Consider the following 16,463-nt stretch of genomic DNA (forward strand, 5'->3'; position numbering starts at 1 on the left):
ACACCCTTTCATTCTCCCAGTCCGTTCCACCTCGTCAGCCGCCATTCTTGTTGTTCTTGGTCAGCGTTCCAATGCTCTCCCTCAGCAGTTTGCTGAGGAAGTCTGCCGCCGCGCCTTGGCCAGCCTCGTCGGCGATCAGGTCGTTGCGGACTTCGATCATCACGTTCAAAAGTCCGGCAGGCAAGGCATGAAGTTCGAGCGTGTGCGTCACGCCGTCTGCCGGGCCATAAGGCTCGTTCCGTTCCAGTCGGTAAGGGGACGTCCCTCCGGTTGCCTGCAGCATCCTGTCGGCCAGACGGCTGTCCGTATCGTGGAGGATGCCGATTTCCACTGCCCGCTCCTGCCCAAAATAGACGCGCGTGAAGCTGTGAACCGTGACGAGCACCGTCTGCAGCCCCCTCGCCCGTCGCGCCGCAATCTCGTCGCGGATCGCGCCCTGAAAAGGCAGGTAGAGCGAGGTGGTGCGCAGCGACTTCTCCGCCTCCGACAGGTTCTCATTGCCCGGAATGCGGAAGACTTCGCTGACGTCGCGGATGGCGGCGGGCGATTCCGGTGGGCGATTGCAGTCATAGACAAGCCGGGAAAAGCGCTGGTAGATCAGTGTGGCGTCAAGCTGCTTCGACATGAGCCGCGCAACCGCGAGCGCACCCGGATCCCAGGCGATGTGCGACACAAGCGCGTCTTCAGATAGGCCGAGCGTCCCATAGCGTTTCGGCAGTCTGCGCGAAGCATGCTCGCAAACGAGGAGCACGTCGCCCCGTCCCCGGGCGTTTTCGATTGCGACTGGCTCGCCGTCATTTTCCGTGAAGAATGTTGTTTCGGCCAGCATGTCGTCCGGAGCGCAAGTGTGGAACACGCCGAAGAGAATTCTTCATCTTCCCTCCTCCGTCAATGCAGCTCTGAAAATTTCTCTTCATCACGCGCATTGACTCGCCGGCGGAAAGAAGAGTTAAATCTTGTCAACCGGCGAAGACCGGAAGGGAACAGCATCAGTGCCAACCGCCGCACGCACCGTCTCGGATGTCATCCGCACCCGCTACGACAGCCTGACGCGTGCCGAAAGGCAGCTGGCCGACAGGATCTTGGAGAATTATCCGGTGTCCGGCCTCGGGAGCATCACGACAATTGCGGAGAACGCAGGCGTTTCCACGCCCACAGTTGCCCGCATGGTGCAGAAGCTCGGCTTCAAGGGATATCCGGAATTCCAGTCCCACCTGCACCACGAGCTTGAGGAAACGATCTCCAATCCGATTACCAAGCATGATCGATGGGCGCTGAACGCACCGGGTACGCACATCCTCAATCGCTTCGCGGAAGCGGTAACTGCCAACCTACGCGACACCCTCTCCGACCTGGATACCAAGACATTCGAAGGCGCGGCAGCACTGCTGGGCGACCTTGATCGCAGCATCTACTTCGTCGGTGGTCGCATCACCGGGGCGCTCGCGGAATACTTCTTCACCCACATGCAGGTCATCCGCCCCAGGACGACGCTGATCTCGAACAATTCCAGTTCCTGGCCGCAGCATGTGCTGAACATGAACCGCGGCGATGTCCTGGTGATCTTCGACATCCGCCGTTACGAGCAGGAAATGGCAACCCTGGCGGAAGTTGCGAGGCAGAACGGCGTCGTGATCATCCTGATCACCGACATCTGGGGCTCGCCGGTCGCCAAACATGCCCAACACACTTTCCGCGCCCGGATAGAAGCGCCCAGCGCCTGGGATTCCTCGGTCGTGACTCTCTTTCTCGTCGAGGCACTGATCGAAGCCGTGCAGAGCGCCACCTGGGACAGGACGCGCGAACGCATGACCTCGCTCGAAGAGCTCTTCGAGCAATCGCGACTTTTCCGCCGTCCGCACCGACACAAGCTGGAATGAACGGCCGGCGAAAAGCCTGCAGTGCAGGACACTTATCAGCGAATACTCACCTGTGCAGACTGTCACATACCGTACATGAACCGGCTCTACGAGTCGCCGCCACACGACCAAACCTCAGGAGGATATCGTGCTCAACAAGACCCACCGCTTTCTCTCTCTGACGACCGCCGTCGTCATCGCCTCGACGAGCCTGGCCTATGCCGAGCCCAGTGCGGAACTGATCGAAGCCGCCAAGAAGGAAGGCATGCTGACCACTATCGCGCTGCCCCACAGCTGGTGCGGCTATGGCGAAGTCATCGCCGGCTTCAAGGCAAAGTACCCGGAAATCCAGGTCAACGAACTGAACCCCGATGCCGGTTCGGCCGATGAAGTGGAAGCCATCAAGGCAAACAAGGACAACAAGGGCCCGCAGGCCCCTGACGTTATCGATGTGGGGCTCGCCTTCGGCCCGCAGATGAAGGAAGAGGGCCTGCTGCAGCCCTACAAGGTCTCCACCTGGGACGAAATCCCGGACGAAATCAAGGATGCCGAAGGCTACTGGTACGGTGACTATTACGGCGTGCTCTCCTTCATCGTGAACAAGGACATGGTCGAGACGGTGCCGCAGGACTGGGCCGACCTCCTGAAGCCGGATTACGCCGCACAGGTCGCCCTCGCCGGTGACCCGCGCGCCTCCAACCAGGCCATTCTCGCCGTGCTTGCAGCCGGTCTTTCCAAAGGTGCCAAGGCTGGCGAGGAATCCGGCAAGGCCGGTCTCGAGTACTTCGCCGAACTGAACAAGGCCGGCAACTTTGTACCGGTCATTGCAAAGGCGGGCACGATCGCTCAGGGCGCCACGCCGATCGCGGTCGCCTGGGACTACAACGCCCTCGCATGGCGCGACGAACTCAAGGACAATCCGCCGGTCGAAGTCGTCGTTCCGAAGACGGGCGTACTTGCGGGCGTCTACGTCCAGGGCATCTCGGCCTATGCGCCGCATCCGAACGCTGCCAAGCTCTGGATGGAATACCTCTATTCGGACGAGGGCCAGAACCTCTGGCTCAAGGGCTATTGCCACCCGGCACGCTTCAACGCCATGGCAAAGGCCGGCAAAATCCCGCAGGAACTGATGGACGCCCTGCCGCCGGCTGAAAGCTACGAAGCGGCCGTCTTCCCGACGGTCGAGGAGCAGAATGCCAATAAGGCCGCCGTCACCGGTGGTTGGGACAGCGTCGTCGGCGCCAACGTCCAGTAATCCGCATCCACTGATTGGCCCGGTCCGAAGCATTCGGGCCGGGCTTGCCATTTGAACGGCACTCGCCGTATTTTCGCCACAGATCAACAGCCGAGCCGAGGGAGACGACCGCGCCGATGACCAATAGCTCTCCCGCAACCCAGCTGCACCTGCCACTGACCTGGCTCGGCCTGGCGCCCTTTGCGGTCTTCGTAACGCTGTTCCTGCTTATGCCGACCATGCATATCGTGATCGGCGCCTTCCAGACGCGTGACGGGTCGTTCACGCTGCAGAACATCATCGACCTCAACAGCGGGACAATCCCGTCAAGCTACTGGATCTCGATAAAGATCTCCGCCGCCTCCGCCGCGCTGGGATCCCTCATCGGCTTCGGAATGGCCGTCGCCGTTGTCTTCGGCGCCGTGCCTCGCTGGGTCCGCTCCCCGCTGATGACCTTCTCCGGAGTCGCCTCCAACTTCGCCGGAGTGCCGCTGGCCTTCGCTTTCCTGGCGACCTTTGGTCCGGTTGGTCTCGTCACCGTCTTGCTCCGCCAGAACTTCGGGATCGTCCTGCAACGCGACCTTGGCTTCAACATCCTGAGCTTCTGGGGCCTGACCGTCACCTACCTTTTCTTCCAAATCCCGCTGATGATCCTCATCATCACCCCCGCCCTGGAGGGGCTGCGCCGGGAATGGCGGGAGGCTGCACAGGTGCTCGGCGCCTCTACCCTCCAGTACTGGCGGATGGTTGCGCTGCCGATCCTCTTTCCGTCGCTGCTCGGCACCTTCGCGCTGCTCTTTGCCAATGCCTTCGGCGCCGTCGCGACCGCCATCGCCCTCACCGGATCGAGCCTCAACATTGTGCCCATCCAGCTCTTCGCGCAGATTCGGGGGGATGTGCTCGGCAATCCGAACCTCGGCTATGCCATGGCCTTCGGGATGATCGTTGTCACGGCCGTTGCCAACGTGGTCTACATCTGGCTGCGCATCCGCGCCGAAAGGTGGCTGAAATGAGTATCGGGGCGCGCATCATCGGCTGGGCGGTCCTGATCTTCGGCCTCCTCTACTTCTTTGTGCCGCTCGGCGGCCTCTTCGAGTTTTCCTTGAAGGCACGACGAGGGGTCTACTCCTTCGATGCCTATCGGCAAGTTTTCGCTGACCCGCAGTTCCAGGCGACATTTACCTATTCGGTGGTGATGGCACTGGTGACGATCGCCATCGGCATCCTGATCGTTGTGCCGACGGCATTCTGGGTTCGTCTGAAGATGCCCTGGGCCCGTCCCTATGTGGAATTCGTCACGCTCCTGCCGCTCGTCATACCGGCGATCGTCGTCGTCTTTGGCTATATCCGGCTCTACAACACTTCGAGCTGGCTGCCGCTGACCGGCTCCGTGTTTGGCACCAACGCGCTCCTTGCCTTCGGCTATACCATCCTGGCGCTGCCCTACATGTACCGGGCGGTCGATACGGGGCTTAGAACCATCGACGTCGCCACCCTGACGGAAGCCGCGCAGATCCTCGGCGCCGGCTGGTTCACGATCCTTCGCCGGGTGATCCTTCCGAACGTGGTTCCAGCGGTACTTTCGGGTGCCTTCCTCACCTTTGCGATCGTCATCGGCGAGTTCACCCTGGCGGCCCTCCTCGACCGCCCGGCGTTCGGCCCGTATCTGCAGCGGATCGGCGCCAACAAGGCTTACGAGCCGTTCGCCCTGTCCGTCATTGCCTTCGCCATCACCTGGGGCTGCCTTGGCCTCATCCAGCTCGTGTCGCGTTTCAGCAAGGCGGCGCCCTCGCGCATCTAAGGATCCTACTGCATGTCGTTCCTGGTTCTCGACAACCTCCAGAAAAGCTTCGGCGCCGTGCAGGTGGTGAAGGACTTCAACATGTCGATCGACAAGGGCGAGTTCGTCTCCTTCCTCGGCCCGTCCGGCTGCGGCAAGACGACGGTCCTGCGCATGATCGCCGGATTCGAAACGCCGACCGGCGGAACGATCAGCATCGACGGCCGGGACCAGAGCCGGCTGAAGACGAACCAGCGCAATATCGGCATGGTCTTCCAGGCTTACGCGCTGTTCCCCAATATGAACGTCTTCGACAATGTCGCCTTCGGGCTCAAGGTGGCAGGCACGCCGAAGGCTCAGATCGAGGCGCGGGTGAAGGAAATGCTGGCGCTGATCCGCCTCGAGCACCTCGCCGACCGCTACCCGTACCAGATGTCGGGCGGTCAGCAGCAGCGCGTGGCGCTGGCCCGGGCGCTGGCGCCGAAGCCGCAACTCCTGCTGCTGGACGAACCGCTATCGGCGCTCGACGCGAAAATCCGCATCTCGCTGCGCGAGGAGATCCGCCAGATCCAGCGGCAGCTCGGCATCACCACGGTCTTCGTGACGCACGACCAGGAAGAGGCCCTGTCGATTTCCGACCGCATCGTCGTGATGAACGCCGGCCGCGCCGACCAGATCGGCACGCCCTCGGAAATCTACAATCGCCCGACCACTCGCTTCGTCGCCTCCTTCGTCGGCACCCTCAACATGATCGACGCGAAGGTGGAAGATCCGGCGGCGCAGACGGTGCGGATCGGCGACCAGGTCGTCAAGCTGCGGGAGATGCCCGGGAACCACAAGGCCGGCGAGCCAATCCTGCTCGCCTTGCGCCCCGAAGCCGGCTCGATCTCCGAGGGCGGCGACAGTGCCTTACAGGGAACCGTCCTCTCATCGAGTTTCCTCGGCTCGGTCGTCCGCACCAAGATCGACGTCGGCGGCAATGCCATATCCTTCGACATGTTCAACGCCCCGGATCTCAGAATGCCGGCACCCGGCGAGCAGGTGACGCTCAACTTTTCGGCGCAGGACCTGCTCGTGGTGGCGGACTAAGACCGTCCACCACCCGCCTGGCCCGGCTGATGATCAGGCTGCCTCGTCCTCCGCCTCCCCAGATCCGGTCGGCACATAATTCAGAACTGGGCCGAGCCAGCGCTCTACGGCGGCGATCTCCATATCCTTTCGGGCAGCGTAGTCCCGCACCTGGTCCCGCTCCACCTTGGCGACGCCGAAGTAGTAGGAATCCGGATGACCGATATAGAGGCCGGAGACCGATGAACCGGGCCACATCGAATAGCCTTCAGTCAGGGTCACCCCCGTATGGGCTTCGGCGTCAAGAATACGGAAAAGCGTATCCTTCTCCGTATGGTCCGGCTGAGCTGGATAGCCCGGTGCCGGCCGGATACCGCCATAGGCTTCACTGACGAGTTCCTCATTGGTGAAGTTCTCGTCCGGCGCATAGCCCCAGAACTCCCGGCGCACCCGCTCGTGCATGCGTTCGGCAAAGGCCTCTGCAAATCGGTCGGCAAGCGCCTTCACCAGGATCGAAGAGTAATCGTCGTTCGCCCGCTCGAAACGCTCGGCGATGGCGATCTCCTCGAAGCCGGCCGTGACCACGAAACCACCGACATAGTCCTCGATACCGCTGCCCAAGGGTGCAACGAAGTCGGACAGGGCGACGTTCGGTCGTCCGTCGCGCTTCGACAATTGCTGGCGGAGCGTAAAGAAGGTCGCGAGTTCCTGTGCGCGCGTCTCGTCGGTAAACAGCCGGATGTCGTCGCCGACCGTATTGGCCGGCCAGAAGCCGATCACCGCACGCGGCCTGAACCATTTCTCCTCGATAATCTTCGCCAGCATCGCCTGTGCGTCGGCCCACAGGTGGCGGGCCGCCTCGCCCTGCTTCTCGTCTTCAAGGATCGCCGGGAACCGTCCCTTCAGCTCCCATGTCTGGAAGAACGGCGTCCAGTCGATATAGCGGGCCAGTTCCGCCAGGTCGTAGTGATCGAAGCTGCGCGTCCCAAGGAAGCTCGGGCGTTTCGGACGATAGTTCGTCCAGTCCAGCTTCTCGGCGTTTTCGCGCGCCCGTGCCAGCGGCAGACGCTTCTTTTCCAGTTCGCTGCGGGCATGGGCAGCCGCGACCTTGGCATATTCGGCCCGGATGGTGTCCACGTAGCCGGCCTTCGCTTCAGACGAGAGCAGCGAAGACACCACGCCGACCGCACGGCTGGCATCGGTGACGTAGACCGCCTGCCCACGTTCATAGCGCGGATGGATCTTGACAGCCGTGTGGACGCGGCTGGTCGTTGCGCCACCGATCAGCAGCGGGATGTCGAACCCTTGCCGCTCCATCTCGGACGCCACATGCACCATCTCGTCGAGAGACGGCGTGATGAGCCCGGAGAGGCCGATGATATCGACCTTTTCCGCAACCGCCGTTTCCAGAATCTTCGTCGCCGGCACCATCACGCCAAGATCGATGATCTCGTAGTTGTTGCAGGCGAGAACAACGCCGACAATGTTCTTGCCGATGTCGTGGACGTCACCCTTCACGGTCGCCATCAGCACCTTGCCAGCAGACTGGCGCTGATCGCCCCCGGCCAGTCGCTTCTCCTCCTCCATGTGAGGCAGGAGCACCGCGACCGCCTGCTTCATCACGCGAGCCGACTTTACCACCTGCGGCAGGAACATCTTTCCGGACCCGAACAGGTCGCCGACGACGTTCATGCCTGCCATCAGCGGCCCTTCGATCACATCGAGTGGGCGCTTGGCCTGCAGACGCGCCTCTTCCGTGTCCGCTTCGATGAAGTCTGTAATGCCGTTGACCAATGCATGTGCCAGACGCTTATCGACAGGCCATTCACGCCAGGTCAGATCCTGTGCCTTCGCCTCCTTGCCGGCAGCGCCGCGATAGCGCTCGGCGATCTCGAGGAGCCGCTCCGTCGCGTCGTCGTGCCTGTTGAGCACCACATCCTCGCAGGCTTCGCGAAGATCGGCGTCAATATTCTCGTAGATTGCAAGCTGCCCTGCATTGACGATGCCCATGTCCATGCCCGCCTGGATGGCGTGGTACAGGAAAACGGCGTGCATCGCCTCGCGCACGGGCTCGTTGCCGCGGAAGGAAAAGGAAAGGTTGGAGACGCCGCCGGAGATGTGGACCAGCGGCATCTTCTCGCGGATGGTGCGCGTCGCCTCGATGAAGTCGACGCCATAGTTGTTGTGTTCCTCAATGCCCGTCGCCACCGCAAAGATGTTCGGGTCGAAGATGATGTCCTCGGGTGGGAAGCCCACCGTCTCGACCAGCAGCTTATAGGCGCGCTGGCAGATCTCGACCTTGCGCTCGTAGCTGTCCGCCTGCCCCGCCTCGTCGAACGCCATGATGACGACGGCGGCGCCATAGTTGCGGATCAGTCGGGCCTGGTGGAGGAAGTTCTCTTCTCCCTCCTTCAGCGAGATGGAGTTGACGATTGCCTTGCCCTGGACGCATTTCAGACCGGCCTCGATGATCTCGAACTTCGAGGAGTCGATCATCACCGGGACCTTGGCGATGTCAGGCTCGGCCGCGATGAGGTTGAGGAACTCCACCATGGCCCGACCGGAATCGATCAGCCCCTCGTCCATGTTGATGTCGATGACCTGTGCGCCGTTTTCCACCTGGTCGCGGGCAACGGCCAGCGCCGCCGTGTAGTCGCCGGCTGTGATCAGCTTGCGAAACTTGGCGGAACCCGTGACATTGGTCCGCTCGCCGACATTGACGAAGGGGATGTCCTTGGTCAGCACGAAGGGCTCGAGCCCGGCCAGCGACATCAGCGGCCTGTGCTTCGGTACCTCGCGGGCAGGATAGCGCGACACGGTTTCGGCAATGGCCTTAATATGCTCGGGGGTCGAGCCGCAGCAACCGCCGACGACGTTGATCAGCCCCTCCCGGGCAAACTCTTCGATCTGCCCGGCCATGTCCGCGGGAGACTCGTCATACTGGCCGAATTCGTTTGGAAGGCCTGCATTCGGATAGGCGCAGATGAAGGTGTCGGCCACCGCCGAAAGTTCCTGCAGGTGAGGCAGCATCGCATTGGCGCCGAGCGCGCAGTTGAGGCCGACCGTGAAGGGGTTGGCGTGCCGCACCGAGTACCAGAATGCCGACGGGGTCTGTCCCGACAGCGTTCGCCCGGAGAGGTCGGTGATCGTGCCGGAAATCATCACCGGCAGGCGGACGCCCTTCTCTGCGAAGCGCTCCTCGCAGGCAAAGATCGCTGCCTTGGCGTTGAGCGTGTCGAAGATCGTCTCGATGAGGATGATGTCGGCGCCGCCGTCGATCAGGCCGTCGATCTGCTCGCCGTAGGCGATCCGCAGGTCGTCGAACGATACTGCCCGATAGCCGGGATTGTTGACGTCCGGTGAAATGGAGGCCGTCCGGTTCGTCGGACCGATTGCGCCGGCAACGAAGCGACGGCGATCATCCTCCTTCTCCGCCCTCAGCGCCGCCCGGCGCGCGAGGCGTGCACCGTCGCGGTTCAGGTCGTAGACGGCCCCCTCCATCTCGTAGTCAGCCTGGGCGATGCGCGTGGAGGAAAAGGTATTGGTCTCCAGGATGTCCGCGCCGGCCATGGCATAGCGGTAATGGATCTCCTCGATAGCCTTGGGCTGGGTAAGGATCAGCAGGTCATTATTGCCCTGCTGATGGCAGGCACAGCCCGCAAACAGCTCGCCCCGGAAATGATCCTCGTCGAAGCCCAGCCCCTGGATCTGGGTGCCCATCGCCCCGTCAATAACCAGGATGCGCTCGCGGGCGGCCTTTTGAAGAGCGGCAAGCACTTCCTTTCCGTCACGCGGTGCAGCCTCCGGACCGAAAAGCTCGTCGAACATGCATCTCTCCTTTATAGGCTTTCCTCATAAGCGCATAAAGATATCTTTATGTCAAACAGACGACACCATCTTTCGCCTACAAACGCGATGACAGCCCTGCCCGCTCCCGCTATACCTTCGCGGCCACATCTTTGGCTTCCGGAGGATTTCATGAGCGATCAGGCGGCGATGTCGAAGACGTGGGCGAAGCGCGACTACCATCGGCAGTGGCTCCTGCGCCAAGCCGATGCGCTCATGGATTTCTTCCAGTATCGTGCCATCAATCCGAAGGGCGGCTTCCATGACCTGACAGCGGAGGGTCTTCCCCTTGATCCGCAGAACGCGACACGCGGCATCCACACGTCGGCCCGCATGGTCCACTGCTACTCGATCGCCTATCTGCTCGGTCGGCCAGGTGCCGGAGACATTATCGATCACGGCATCCGCTACCTGTGGCAGCAGCACCGCGACCAGCGCAACGGCGGCTACTTCTGGTCGTTGAATGACGATGGGCCCGTCGACGATACCAAGCAAGGCTACGGACACGCCTTCGTTCTGCTTGCGGCCTCTTCCGCAAAGGCTGCCGGCCATCCCCTGGCTGACCAGATGCTCGCCGACGTAACGGAAAACCTCGATACCCGTTTCTGGGAAAGCCGACATGGGGCGATTGCCGAGGAGTTCGGAGTCGACTGGTCGCTCATCGATGGCGGAGACTATCGGGGTCAGAATTCCAACATGCACCTCACGGAGGCGCTGATGGCCGCCTTCGAAGTCACCGACGAGAGACATTATCTGGAGAAGGCCGAGAGCATTGCCGATCTGGTCATCCGCCGCGCCGCTGGAAGCGTTGGCTTTCGCGTGGCGGAGCATTTCAATGCAGAATGGCAGATCGACCGGAACTACTATCACCGGAACGAAATGTTCCGTCCCGCTGGTACGACCCCCGGTCACTGGATGGAATGGTCGCGGCTTCTGCTGCAGCTTTGGTCATTGGGCGGCAAGCTGCATGGCTGGATGCCCGAGGCCGCCAACTCGCTCTTCGTGCAGGCCATGTCACTGGGGTGGGACAAGAAACGTGGCGGGCTCTTCTACACGCTTGACTGGGACGACCGGCCGGCCAAGACCAGCAAGCTCTGGTGGCCGATGTGCGAGGCGGCAGGAGCTGCGCATTTCCTGAACGAGCAGCTGCCGGCCGATGATTTCTACGAAGATACCTATCGGCTGGTCTGGAGCATGATCGCCAACCGCTTCATCGACCACGCAAACGGAGGTTGGCACGAGGAACTTTCGGAGGATCTTGAACCTTCCTATACCCTCTTCCCGGGCAAGGGTGACATCTACCACGCACTGCAGGCCTGCCTCATCCCGCTCTTTCCCGCGACCGGCAGCCTGGTCCGCGCAATTCAGGAGACCGGAGGCAGGCTGTAGAGCCAAGGCGGCATCGACCGGCTGCCCTTGCGTCGGAACCTCCCCGCCCATCGTCAGTTGTCGGATGACGATTGCATGACGGGTACCGCCCACGATGACTGACGTTCTGGCCGCCGAATTCTCCTACACTTCACCCGTCGACATCCGGATCCTGTTGCTGCGAATTTTCGGCGCCCTTTTTCTCTGCGGTCTTATAGGCCTGGAACGCGAAATCCGGAAGAATACCGCCGGCATTCGCACCAACATGCTCATTGGCCTTGCCGCCACCATCTATGCCCTGGTGACGCTGCACATGCTGCAAAACATAGGCACGGGCGATACCGATACGCAGATGGATCCGATACGTCTTGTGGAAGCAGTGACGTCAGGCGTGGCATTTCTCGCCGCCGGCGTTGTCGTCTATACCCGCGGGTCCGTCCGCGGATTGACCACCGGCGCAAGCATGTGGCTTTCCGCCGGTGTGGGACTTACGGTCGGGCTTGGCATGTGGGTCGTAGCCGTCATCGCCACTATCACCGGCCTCGTTGTCCTCTGGCTGCTACGCAAGACCGAGATCGCGGTCGGCATCAAGGAAGAAGACACAGGTTAGCCCCGTGCCGACGCCATTGACCGGATCTGGCTTGCTAGCGTCTCATAGTCATAGGGCTTGGTGATGAGGGCCGTGTTTTCCAGACCGTCCATTTCCGACACCTTGCGGTCCCCCGTTGCGAATATGACCGGCAGCGTCGGCAAGCGCTGCCTGACCTCCCGCACCAGCTCGACTCCGCTCATGTCGGGCAGGTGCACGTCCGCGACCAGCACGTCGATCGGCTGGCCGGCCGCAGCGGCGATCGCTTCGCCTGCAGTACCTGCCTCGATGACGTTCATTCCCGCATCCTGCAGGAAATCCGCGGTCGAGATTCGGATGAGCGCCTCGTCCTCGCACAGAAGAACGTTGATCGGAGCATCCTTTGCGGCGGGATTCGGTTCCGGCACTTGGTTGCGCAAAGCACCTTCTTCCCGACCCTGCTCGATCGCCTGCCTCAGCTTCCTGGCGAGAGCCTCGCGCGTATAGGGCTTGCTCAACAGATTGACGCCAGGATCGAGCCGTCCCCCGTGAACGATGGAATTCTCGGTGTATCCGGAAGTAAAGAGTACGCCGAGCATCGGCAGGCGCTCTTTCGCCTTGCGAGCGAGATCGCGGCTCTTGAGGCGGCCGGGCATCACCACATCCGTGAACAGCAGATCGATCGCCACTCCGCTCTCGACGATTGCCAGTGCGCTGTCCGCGTCTTTGGCTCGAAGCACCTTGTAGCCGAGTTCGGTCAGCAGCCCGACCGCGACCTCGCGTACCGCCTCGTCATCCTCCACGACAAGCACTGTTTCCGTTCCGCCAGTGACGGGACCGACGAGACTGTCGGCAACCACATCCTCTGCCTCCAGCGATCGAGGAAGATAGATCCGCACCGTGGTTCCGTTGCCCGGCTCGCTGTAGATCTTGATGTGCCCGCCGGATTGCTTGACGAAGCCATAGACCATGGAGAGACCGAGCCCGGTGCCCTTGCCATCGGGCTTGGTCGTGAAGAAGGGATCGAAGACCTTTTCCAGGATATCCGGCGTCATGCCGCACCCGGTGTCGCTGACGGCAACCATCACATATTGCCCCGGCTTCACGTCATAGGCGTTGCGCGCATATTCGTCATCGAGAAAGGCATTGCCCAGTTCGATCGTCAGCTTGCCCTCTCCATCCATCGCGTCCCGGGCGTTGATTGCGAGGTTGAGAAGGGCGTTCTCGACATTGCTCGGATCCACCAGCGTGTTCCACAGGCCGCCACCGACAATGGTGTCGATCTCGATCGCCTCCCCGAGGCTCCGCCGCAGCAGCTGATCCGTCTCGCGGATCAGGCGCGAGAGATTGATGACCTTCGGCTCAAGCGGCTGTCGGCGTCCGAAGGAGAGCAACTGGGACGCGAGCCGCGCGCCGCGGGCGGCACCCGCCAGGGCGCCTGAGACGCGTCTTTCGGCAACCTCGTTTCCGGCAAGGTCGCGGCCGAGGAGCTGGAGATTGCCTGTGATGACCTGCAGCAGATTGTTGAAGTCATGGGCGATGCCGCCGGCGAGGTTGCCGATCGCCTCCATCTTCTGGCTCTGACGCAGCGCCTCCTGCGTGCGTTCGAGCTCCTGGGTGCGCGCTTCGATAGTCTGACCAAGCGATTCCGCCAGATATTCGAGATGGGACTCAGTCTGCTTCTGTTCCTCGATATCGGTGTTGGTAGCCACCCAGAGGATGATGTCGCCGTCGCTGTTGGTCAACGGCGCGGCTCGGCTGATGAACCACCTGTAGACGCCGTCATTGCGGCGCAGTCGCAACTCCACCTCAAGGAGCTTGCCGGTGCGCAGACACTGCTGCCATTCACCCGAGACTCGCTCGGCATCGTCGGGATGGACCATGGCGGAGCGGTTATTGGCATCGAAATGCAGCTTCTGCATACCGCTGTAGCGGTAGACCTGGTCGTTGCACCACTCTACCTCGCCGTTAGGTCTCGCCGTCCAGACCTGGTTGGGGAGCGATTGTGCAAGCGTTCGGAAACGGTTCTCGTTTTCCTTGGCCGTCTCCTGGGCCAGTCTCAGGGCGGTGACGTCGTGTCCCTGAACGAATATGCCAGACACTTTGCCGTCAGCATCTCGGATCGGCTGGTAGACAAAATCGAGATAGCGCTCCTGCGGCCCAAGCGCCCCCCGATCCAGCACGACACGTGCAGCGTTGGCGGCATAAGGTTCCCCCGTCGTATAGACCTGGTCGAGCAGTTCGTAGAAGCCCTGCCCGCTGATGTCCGGAAGCGCATCCCGCACGGCCTTGCCGATCAGGTCCTCCCGACCGACCAGTTCACGATAGGAGCGATTGGCGATCGTAAAGATGTGCTCCGGTTCACGCAGCACTGCCATGAATCCGGGCGCCTGCTCGAACAGCTTGCGGAGGTACTCGCGCTCCTCCCCCAGAATACGGTTCTGCCCCTGAACCGCGTCCACCCGGCGCAGCAGGTCGGTCTGCATCTTCCAGTCTTCGGCAGCACTCGCTCCCTGCCGAAGGGTATGCAGTTCAGTCACGTCGACCGTGTGCTGGAGAATGAAGAGCACGGCGCCTTCGGCATCCTTGATCGGCGTGTGAGTGGCACTCCAATACCGGTTCTGCATCAGTCCATCCGGACCGGAAATGGGATAAGGGATCATCGGAAGATGGTCGACATCCCCGGTTGCCAACACCCTGGCGAAGGAATCCCGCAGCATCTTTCCGTGCCCGGAATTCGGGTCGCTGGGAAACACCTCGAACATGAGGTGACCGATGACCTCCTCCTCGGACCGCGCGGTTGCCGCCAAATACGCGTTATTCGCACCGACCATACGCAGATCCCGGTCCAGGAGGACGTAGGGATTGGGAGAGAGATTGAACAACTCGTTCAGATCGAAATTCGATAGGTCAGTCCGCCGAAACATACCCATTCCCATGCCAGATTACGTACTGGTTATATAGCTTCCGCCGGGGATGACAATTGCGCTGCCGACCATGGCTAAGCTGCCGATTCATTCGAGCGGCAAAATCTTAAAATCGTCTGCTCGCGATCTTGAAGAAAATCAGGCTTTATCCGATATTTTCAGGCGGTTTGGGTCCGCAGGCGGTAGATTCGGGTTGGGCAGCCCGCAGATCAACGTTGCTCAAGAGCGTCCTCCTGTTAGTGAAGGGACGCCCCGACCACCACCTACTGGAACCACTGCACAGCGATCCAGCAGGAAGACAATCCGGTTACCTGCTGACATAGAAGCTTGATGACCCGAGGAGGAGAGATGCGTGACCTTTGCTTTCTTGCCCCTGTACCGATTGTCGTCGGCCTCGGCTATCCCGCCCAGATCGAGAGTGTGCTCGGCGCCACAGCGTTCCTGAACGATCGCCCGTCCTGGCAAAGGGACCGCCTGTATTCGCTTGCCCTGAAGGCCTGCCGTGCCGCTCTGGCCGGTGAGATCGAGGCTGAAACTGCGCGAACGGCCTTCATGGCCTTCGCGCGCAGACATGGACTGCTCGCCTACGAAGACGATCACCTGCCCGCAATCCTGACCGACGCACCGGCAGACGCGAGACAGCCCGTCTGATTCCTGGGGCCGCTGGAGCGGTCCCTCCGTTCAATGCAGCTTAAACTCGCCGTCGATCTGTCTCCACTCCTGAGGTCCGATGAGCCGCTTATGAGTGTAGCGGATCGAATGAAGCGGCCCTTCCAGATTGCTCTCCCAGAAATCGAGGAACTTGCGCATTTCGGGGAAATCGGGCGCCAGGTCGTAGTCCTGCCAGACATACGTCTGCAGCACCGAGCCAAAATCCGGCAGGCGATAGAGGATGTGGGCGGTGGTGAGGCCGTAACCGTTCAGCTGGTATTCCAGATCAGACGAAAATCGCATTCTTCATCTCCGTTACAACTGCATGACAGGCTGCCGCAAATGCGCCCTCCGATCAACAGAAACCGTAACTGTCAGACGGAATAGACGTTCCTTTACATAGCGTTAGCAGCCGCGATCACCGAGTGCTGATTTTTTTGTTGAAGCCTCTTGAATCCCTGAAAATGCCCAACCAAATCGATTGCCGCCGATTGCTACAGCAGAGGATCGGCACTTGTCCGGATTGGTCGTCCGGTCCGGCAGGGGGAAATTGATCATCATTGTTTGTCCAGGAGGAAAACATGACGTTCCGACCGCTTCATGATCGCATTCTGGTGCGCCGCGTCGACTCAGAGGAGAAGACCAAGGGCGGCATCATCATTCCCGATACCGCGAAGGAAAAGCCGCAGGAAGGCGAAGTGATCGCCGTCGGCCCCGGCGCACGCAACGAGCAGGGTCAGATCCAGGCGCTCGACGTTAAGGTCGGCGACCGCATCCTGTTCGGAAAATGGTCAGGTACCGAGATCAAGATCGACGGCGAAGACCTTCTCATCATGAAGGAAAGCGATGTGATGGGTGTGATCGAGGCGCGTGTCGCCGAGAAGAAGGCCGCCTGAGGGCGCCGTAGTTTCAGTCATAACCAGCTGCCTATAGAGGAGTGAACCATGGCTGCTAAAGACGTCAAATTCAACATCGATGCCCGTGAACGCATGCTGCGTGGGGTCGATGTTCTTGCCAATGCCGTGAAGGTGACGCTTGGCCCGAAAGGTCGTAATGTCGTGATCGACAAGTCCTTCGGCGCCCCGCGCATCACGAAGGACGGCGTCTCCGTCGCCAAGGAAATCGAACTGGAAGACAAGTTCGAGAACATGGGCGCCCAGAT

At 61.2% G+C, this 16,463-nt stretch carries 15 protein-coding genes; 10 read left to right on the plus strand and 5 right to left on the minus strand.

Annotated elements, in window-relative coordinates; translation table 11 throughout:
- Positions 1-34 precede the first annotated feature (34 nt).
- Positions 35-829: an N-formylglutamate amidohydrolase gene (locus tag FN060_RS10330; protein WP_142587959.1), complete on the minus strand. Its 795-nt coding sequence runs from the start codon at positions 827-829 to the stop codon at positions 35-37.
- A 163-nt stretch (positions 830-992) separates the two neighbouring features.
- Between FN060_RS10330 and FN060_RS10335 the strand changes: the two genes are divergently transcribed.
- The 5 genes from FN060_RS10335 (at position 993) to FN060_RS10355 (ending at position 5,962) form a co-directional block, all read left to right on the plus strand.
- Positions 993-1,880 (plus strand): MurR/RpiR family transcriptional regulator, encoded by an 888-nt coding sequence (locus FN060_RS10335; protein WP_142587960.1) that lies wholly within the window; start codon positions 993-995, stop codon positions 1,878-1,880.
- 127 nt (positions 1,881-2,007) lie between these two features.
- Positions 2,008-3,114, plus strand: coding sequence for an ABC transporter substrate-binding protein (locus tag FN060_RS10340; protein ID WP_142587961.1), 1,107 nt, complete (start codon positions 2,008-2,010; stop codon positions 3,112-3,114).
- Positions 3,115-3,230: 116 nt separating this feature from the next.
- Positions 3,231-4,106 carry an ABC transporter permease gene (locus FN060_RS10345; RefSeq protein WP_142587962.1) on the plus strand — a complete coding sequence of 292 codons (876 nt, stop codon included), beginning with the start codon at positions 3,231-3,233 and terminating at the stop codon, positions 4,104-4,106.
- Positions 4,103-4,894, plus strand: a complete 792-nt coding sequence (locus FN060_RS10350; protein WP_077546657.1) for an ABC transporter permease — start codon at positions 4,103-4,105, stop codon at positions 4,892-4,894. Before FN060_RS10345 ends, FN060_RS10350 begins: the two co-directional genes overlap by 4 nt.
- Before the next feature lie 12 nt (positions 4,895-4,906).
- Positions 4,907-5,962 (plus strand): ABC transporter ATP-binding protein, encoded by a 1,056-nt coding sequence (locus FN060_RS10355; protein WP_142587963.1) that lies wholly within the window; start codon positions 4,907-4,909, stop codon positions 5,960-5,962.
- Positions 5,963-5,995: 33 nt separating this feature from the next.
- Here the strand turns inward: FN060_RS10355 and metH are convergent, their stop codons facing one another.
- Complete coding sequence (gene metH / locus FN060_RS10360; protein WP_142587964.1) at positions 5,996-9,769, minus strand: methionine synthase; 3,774 nt, start codon at positions 9,767-9,769, stop codon at positions 5,996-5,998.
- A 150-nt stretch (positions 9,770-9,919) separates the two neighbouring features.
- Between metH and FN060_RS10365 the strand changes: the two genes are divergently transcribed.
- Together FN060_RS10365 and FN060_RS10370 are read left to right on the plus strand one after the other, a co-directional pair.
- Positions 9,920-11,176: an AGE family epimerase/isomerase gene (locus FN060_RS10365; protein ID WP_142587965.1), complete on the plus strand. Its 1,257-nt coding sequence runs from the start codon at positions 9,920-9,922 to the stop codon at positions 11,174-11,176.
- A gap of 94 nt (positions 11,177-11,270) precedes the next feature.
- Positions 11,271-11,765, plus strand: a complete 495-nt coding sequence (locus FN060_RS10370; RefSeq protein WP_142587966.1) for an MgtC/SapB family protein — start codon at positions 11,271-11,273, stop codon at positions 11,763-11,765.
- Here FN060_RS10370 and FN060_RS10375 read toward each other — a convergent pair.
- On the minus strand, positions 11,762-14,650 hold the full coding sequence (locus tag FN060_RS10375) for a hybrid sensor histidine kinase/response regulator (protein ID WP_183949649.1): 2,889 nt from the start codon (positions 14,648-14,650) through the stop codon (positions 11,762-11,764). The two genes, FN060_RS10370 and FN060_RS10375, sit on opposite strands and share 4 nt — an antisense overlap.
- A 348-nt stretch (positions 14,651-14,998) precedes the next feature.
- On the opposite strand from FN060_RS10375, the gene FN060_RS10380 reads away from it, so the two are divergent.
- Positions 14,999-15,301, plus strand: coding sequence for a DUF982 domain-containing protein (locus tag FN060_RS10380; protein WP_142587968.1), 303 nt, complete (start codon positions 14,999-15,001; stop codon positions 15,299-15,301).
- Between the two features lie 30 nt (positions 15,302-15,331).
- Here FN060_RS10380 and FN060_RS10385 read toward each other — a convergent pair whose 3' ends face one another.
- Positions 15,332-15,604, minus strand: coding sequence for an usg protein (locus tag FN060_RS10385; RefSeq protein WP_142587969.1), 273 nt, complete (start codon positions 15,602-15,604; stop codon positions 15,332-15,334).
- 102 nt (positions 15,605-15,706) lie between these two features.
- The gene (locus FN060_RS10390) at positions 15,707-15,862 is read right to left on the minus strand and encodes a hypothetical protein (RefSeq protein ID WP_183949641.1); all 156 of its coding nucleotides are present in this window, start codon (positions 15,860-15,862) and stop codon (positions 15,707-15,709) included.
- A 20-nt stretch (positions 15,863-15,882) separates the two neighbouring features.
- On the opposite strand from FN060_RS10390, the gene groES reads away from it, so the two are divergent.
- Positions 15,883-16,197, plus strand: coding sequence for a co-chaperone GroES (gene groES, locus FN060_RS10395; RefSeq protein ID WP_052642052.1), 315 nt, complete (start codon positions 15,883-15,885; stop codon positions 16,195-16,197).
- Between the two features lie 48 nt (positions 16,198-16,245).
- The coding region (locus FN060_RS23090) for a TCP-1/cpn60 chaperonin family protein (RefSeq protein WP_280514323.1) at positions 16,246-16,463 on the plus strand (218 nt) is incomplete at its 3' end.

The sequence above is a fragment of the Pseudorhizobium halotolerans genome (assembly GCF_902153235.2).
In the GTDB taxonomy this organism is placed as follows: Bacteria; Pseudomonadota; Alphaproteobacteria; order Rhizobiales; family Rhizobiaceae; genus Neorhizobium; species Neorhizobium flavum.

What these genes read in the sequence shown, in the direction of transcription:
- FN060_RS10330 (WP_142587959.1), bottom strand. Translation starts at nt 829, where the DNA reads ATGCTGGCCGAAACAACATTCTTCACGGAAAATGACGGCGAGCCAGTC.
- FN060_RS10345 (WP_142587962.1), top strand. Translation starts at nt 3,231, where the DNA reads ATGACCAATAGCTCTCCCGCAACCCAGCTGCACCTGCCACTGACCTGG.
- FN060_RS10350 (WP_077546657.1), top strand. Translation starts at nt 4,103, where the DNA reads ATGAGTATCGGGGCGCGCATCATCGGCTGGGCGGTCCTGATCTTCGGC.
- FN060_RS10355 (WP_142587963.1), top strand. Translation starts at nt 4,907, where the DNA reads ATGTCGTTCCTGGTTCTCGACAACCTCCAGAAAAGCTTCGGCGCCGTG.
- metH (WP_142587964.1), bottom strand. Translation starts at nt 9,769, where the DNA reads ATGTTCGACGAGCTTTTCGGTCCGGAGGCTGCACCGCGTGACGGAAAG.
- FN060_RS10365 (WP_142587965.1), top strand. Translation starts at nt 9,920, where the DNA reads ATGAGCGATCAGGCGGCGATGTCGAAGACGTGGGCGAAGCGCGACTAC.
- FN060_RS10370 (WP_142587966.1), top strand. Translation starts at nt 11,271, where the DNA reads ATGACTGACGTTCTGGCCGCCGAATTCTCCTACACTTCACCCGTCGAC.
- FN060_RS10375 (WP_183949649.1), bottom strand. Translation starts at nt 14,650, where the DNA reads ATGTTTCGGCGGACTGACCTATCGAATTTCGATCTGAACGAGTTGTTC.
- FN060_RS10380 (WP_142587968.1), top strand. Translation starts at nt 14,999, where the DNA reads ATGCGTGACCTTTGCTTTCTTGCCCCTGTACCGATTGTCGTCGGCCTC.
- FN060_RS10385 (WP_142587969.1), bottom strand. Translation starts at nt 15,604, where the DNA reads ATGCGATTTTCGTCTGATCTGGAATACCAGCTGAACGGTTACGGCCTC.
- FN060_RS10390 (WP_183949641.1), bottom strand. Translation starts at nt 15,862, where the DNA reads ATGATGATCAATTTCCCCCTGCCGGACCGGACGACCAATCCGGACAAG.
- groES (WP_052642052.1), top strand. Translation starts at nt 15,883, where the DNA reads ATGACGTTCCGACCGCTTCATGATCGCATTCTGGTGCGCCGCGTCGAC.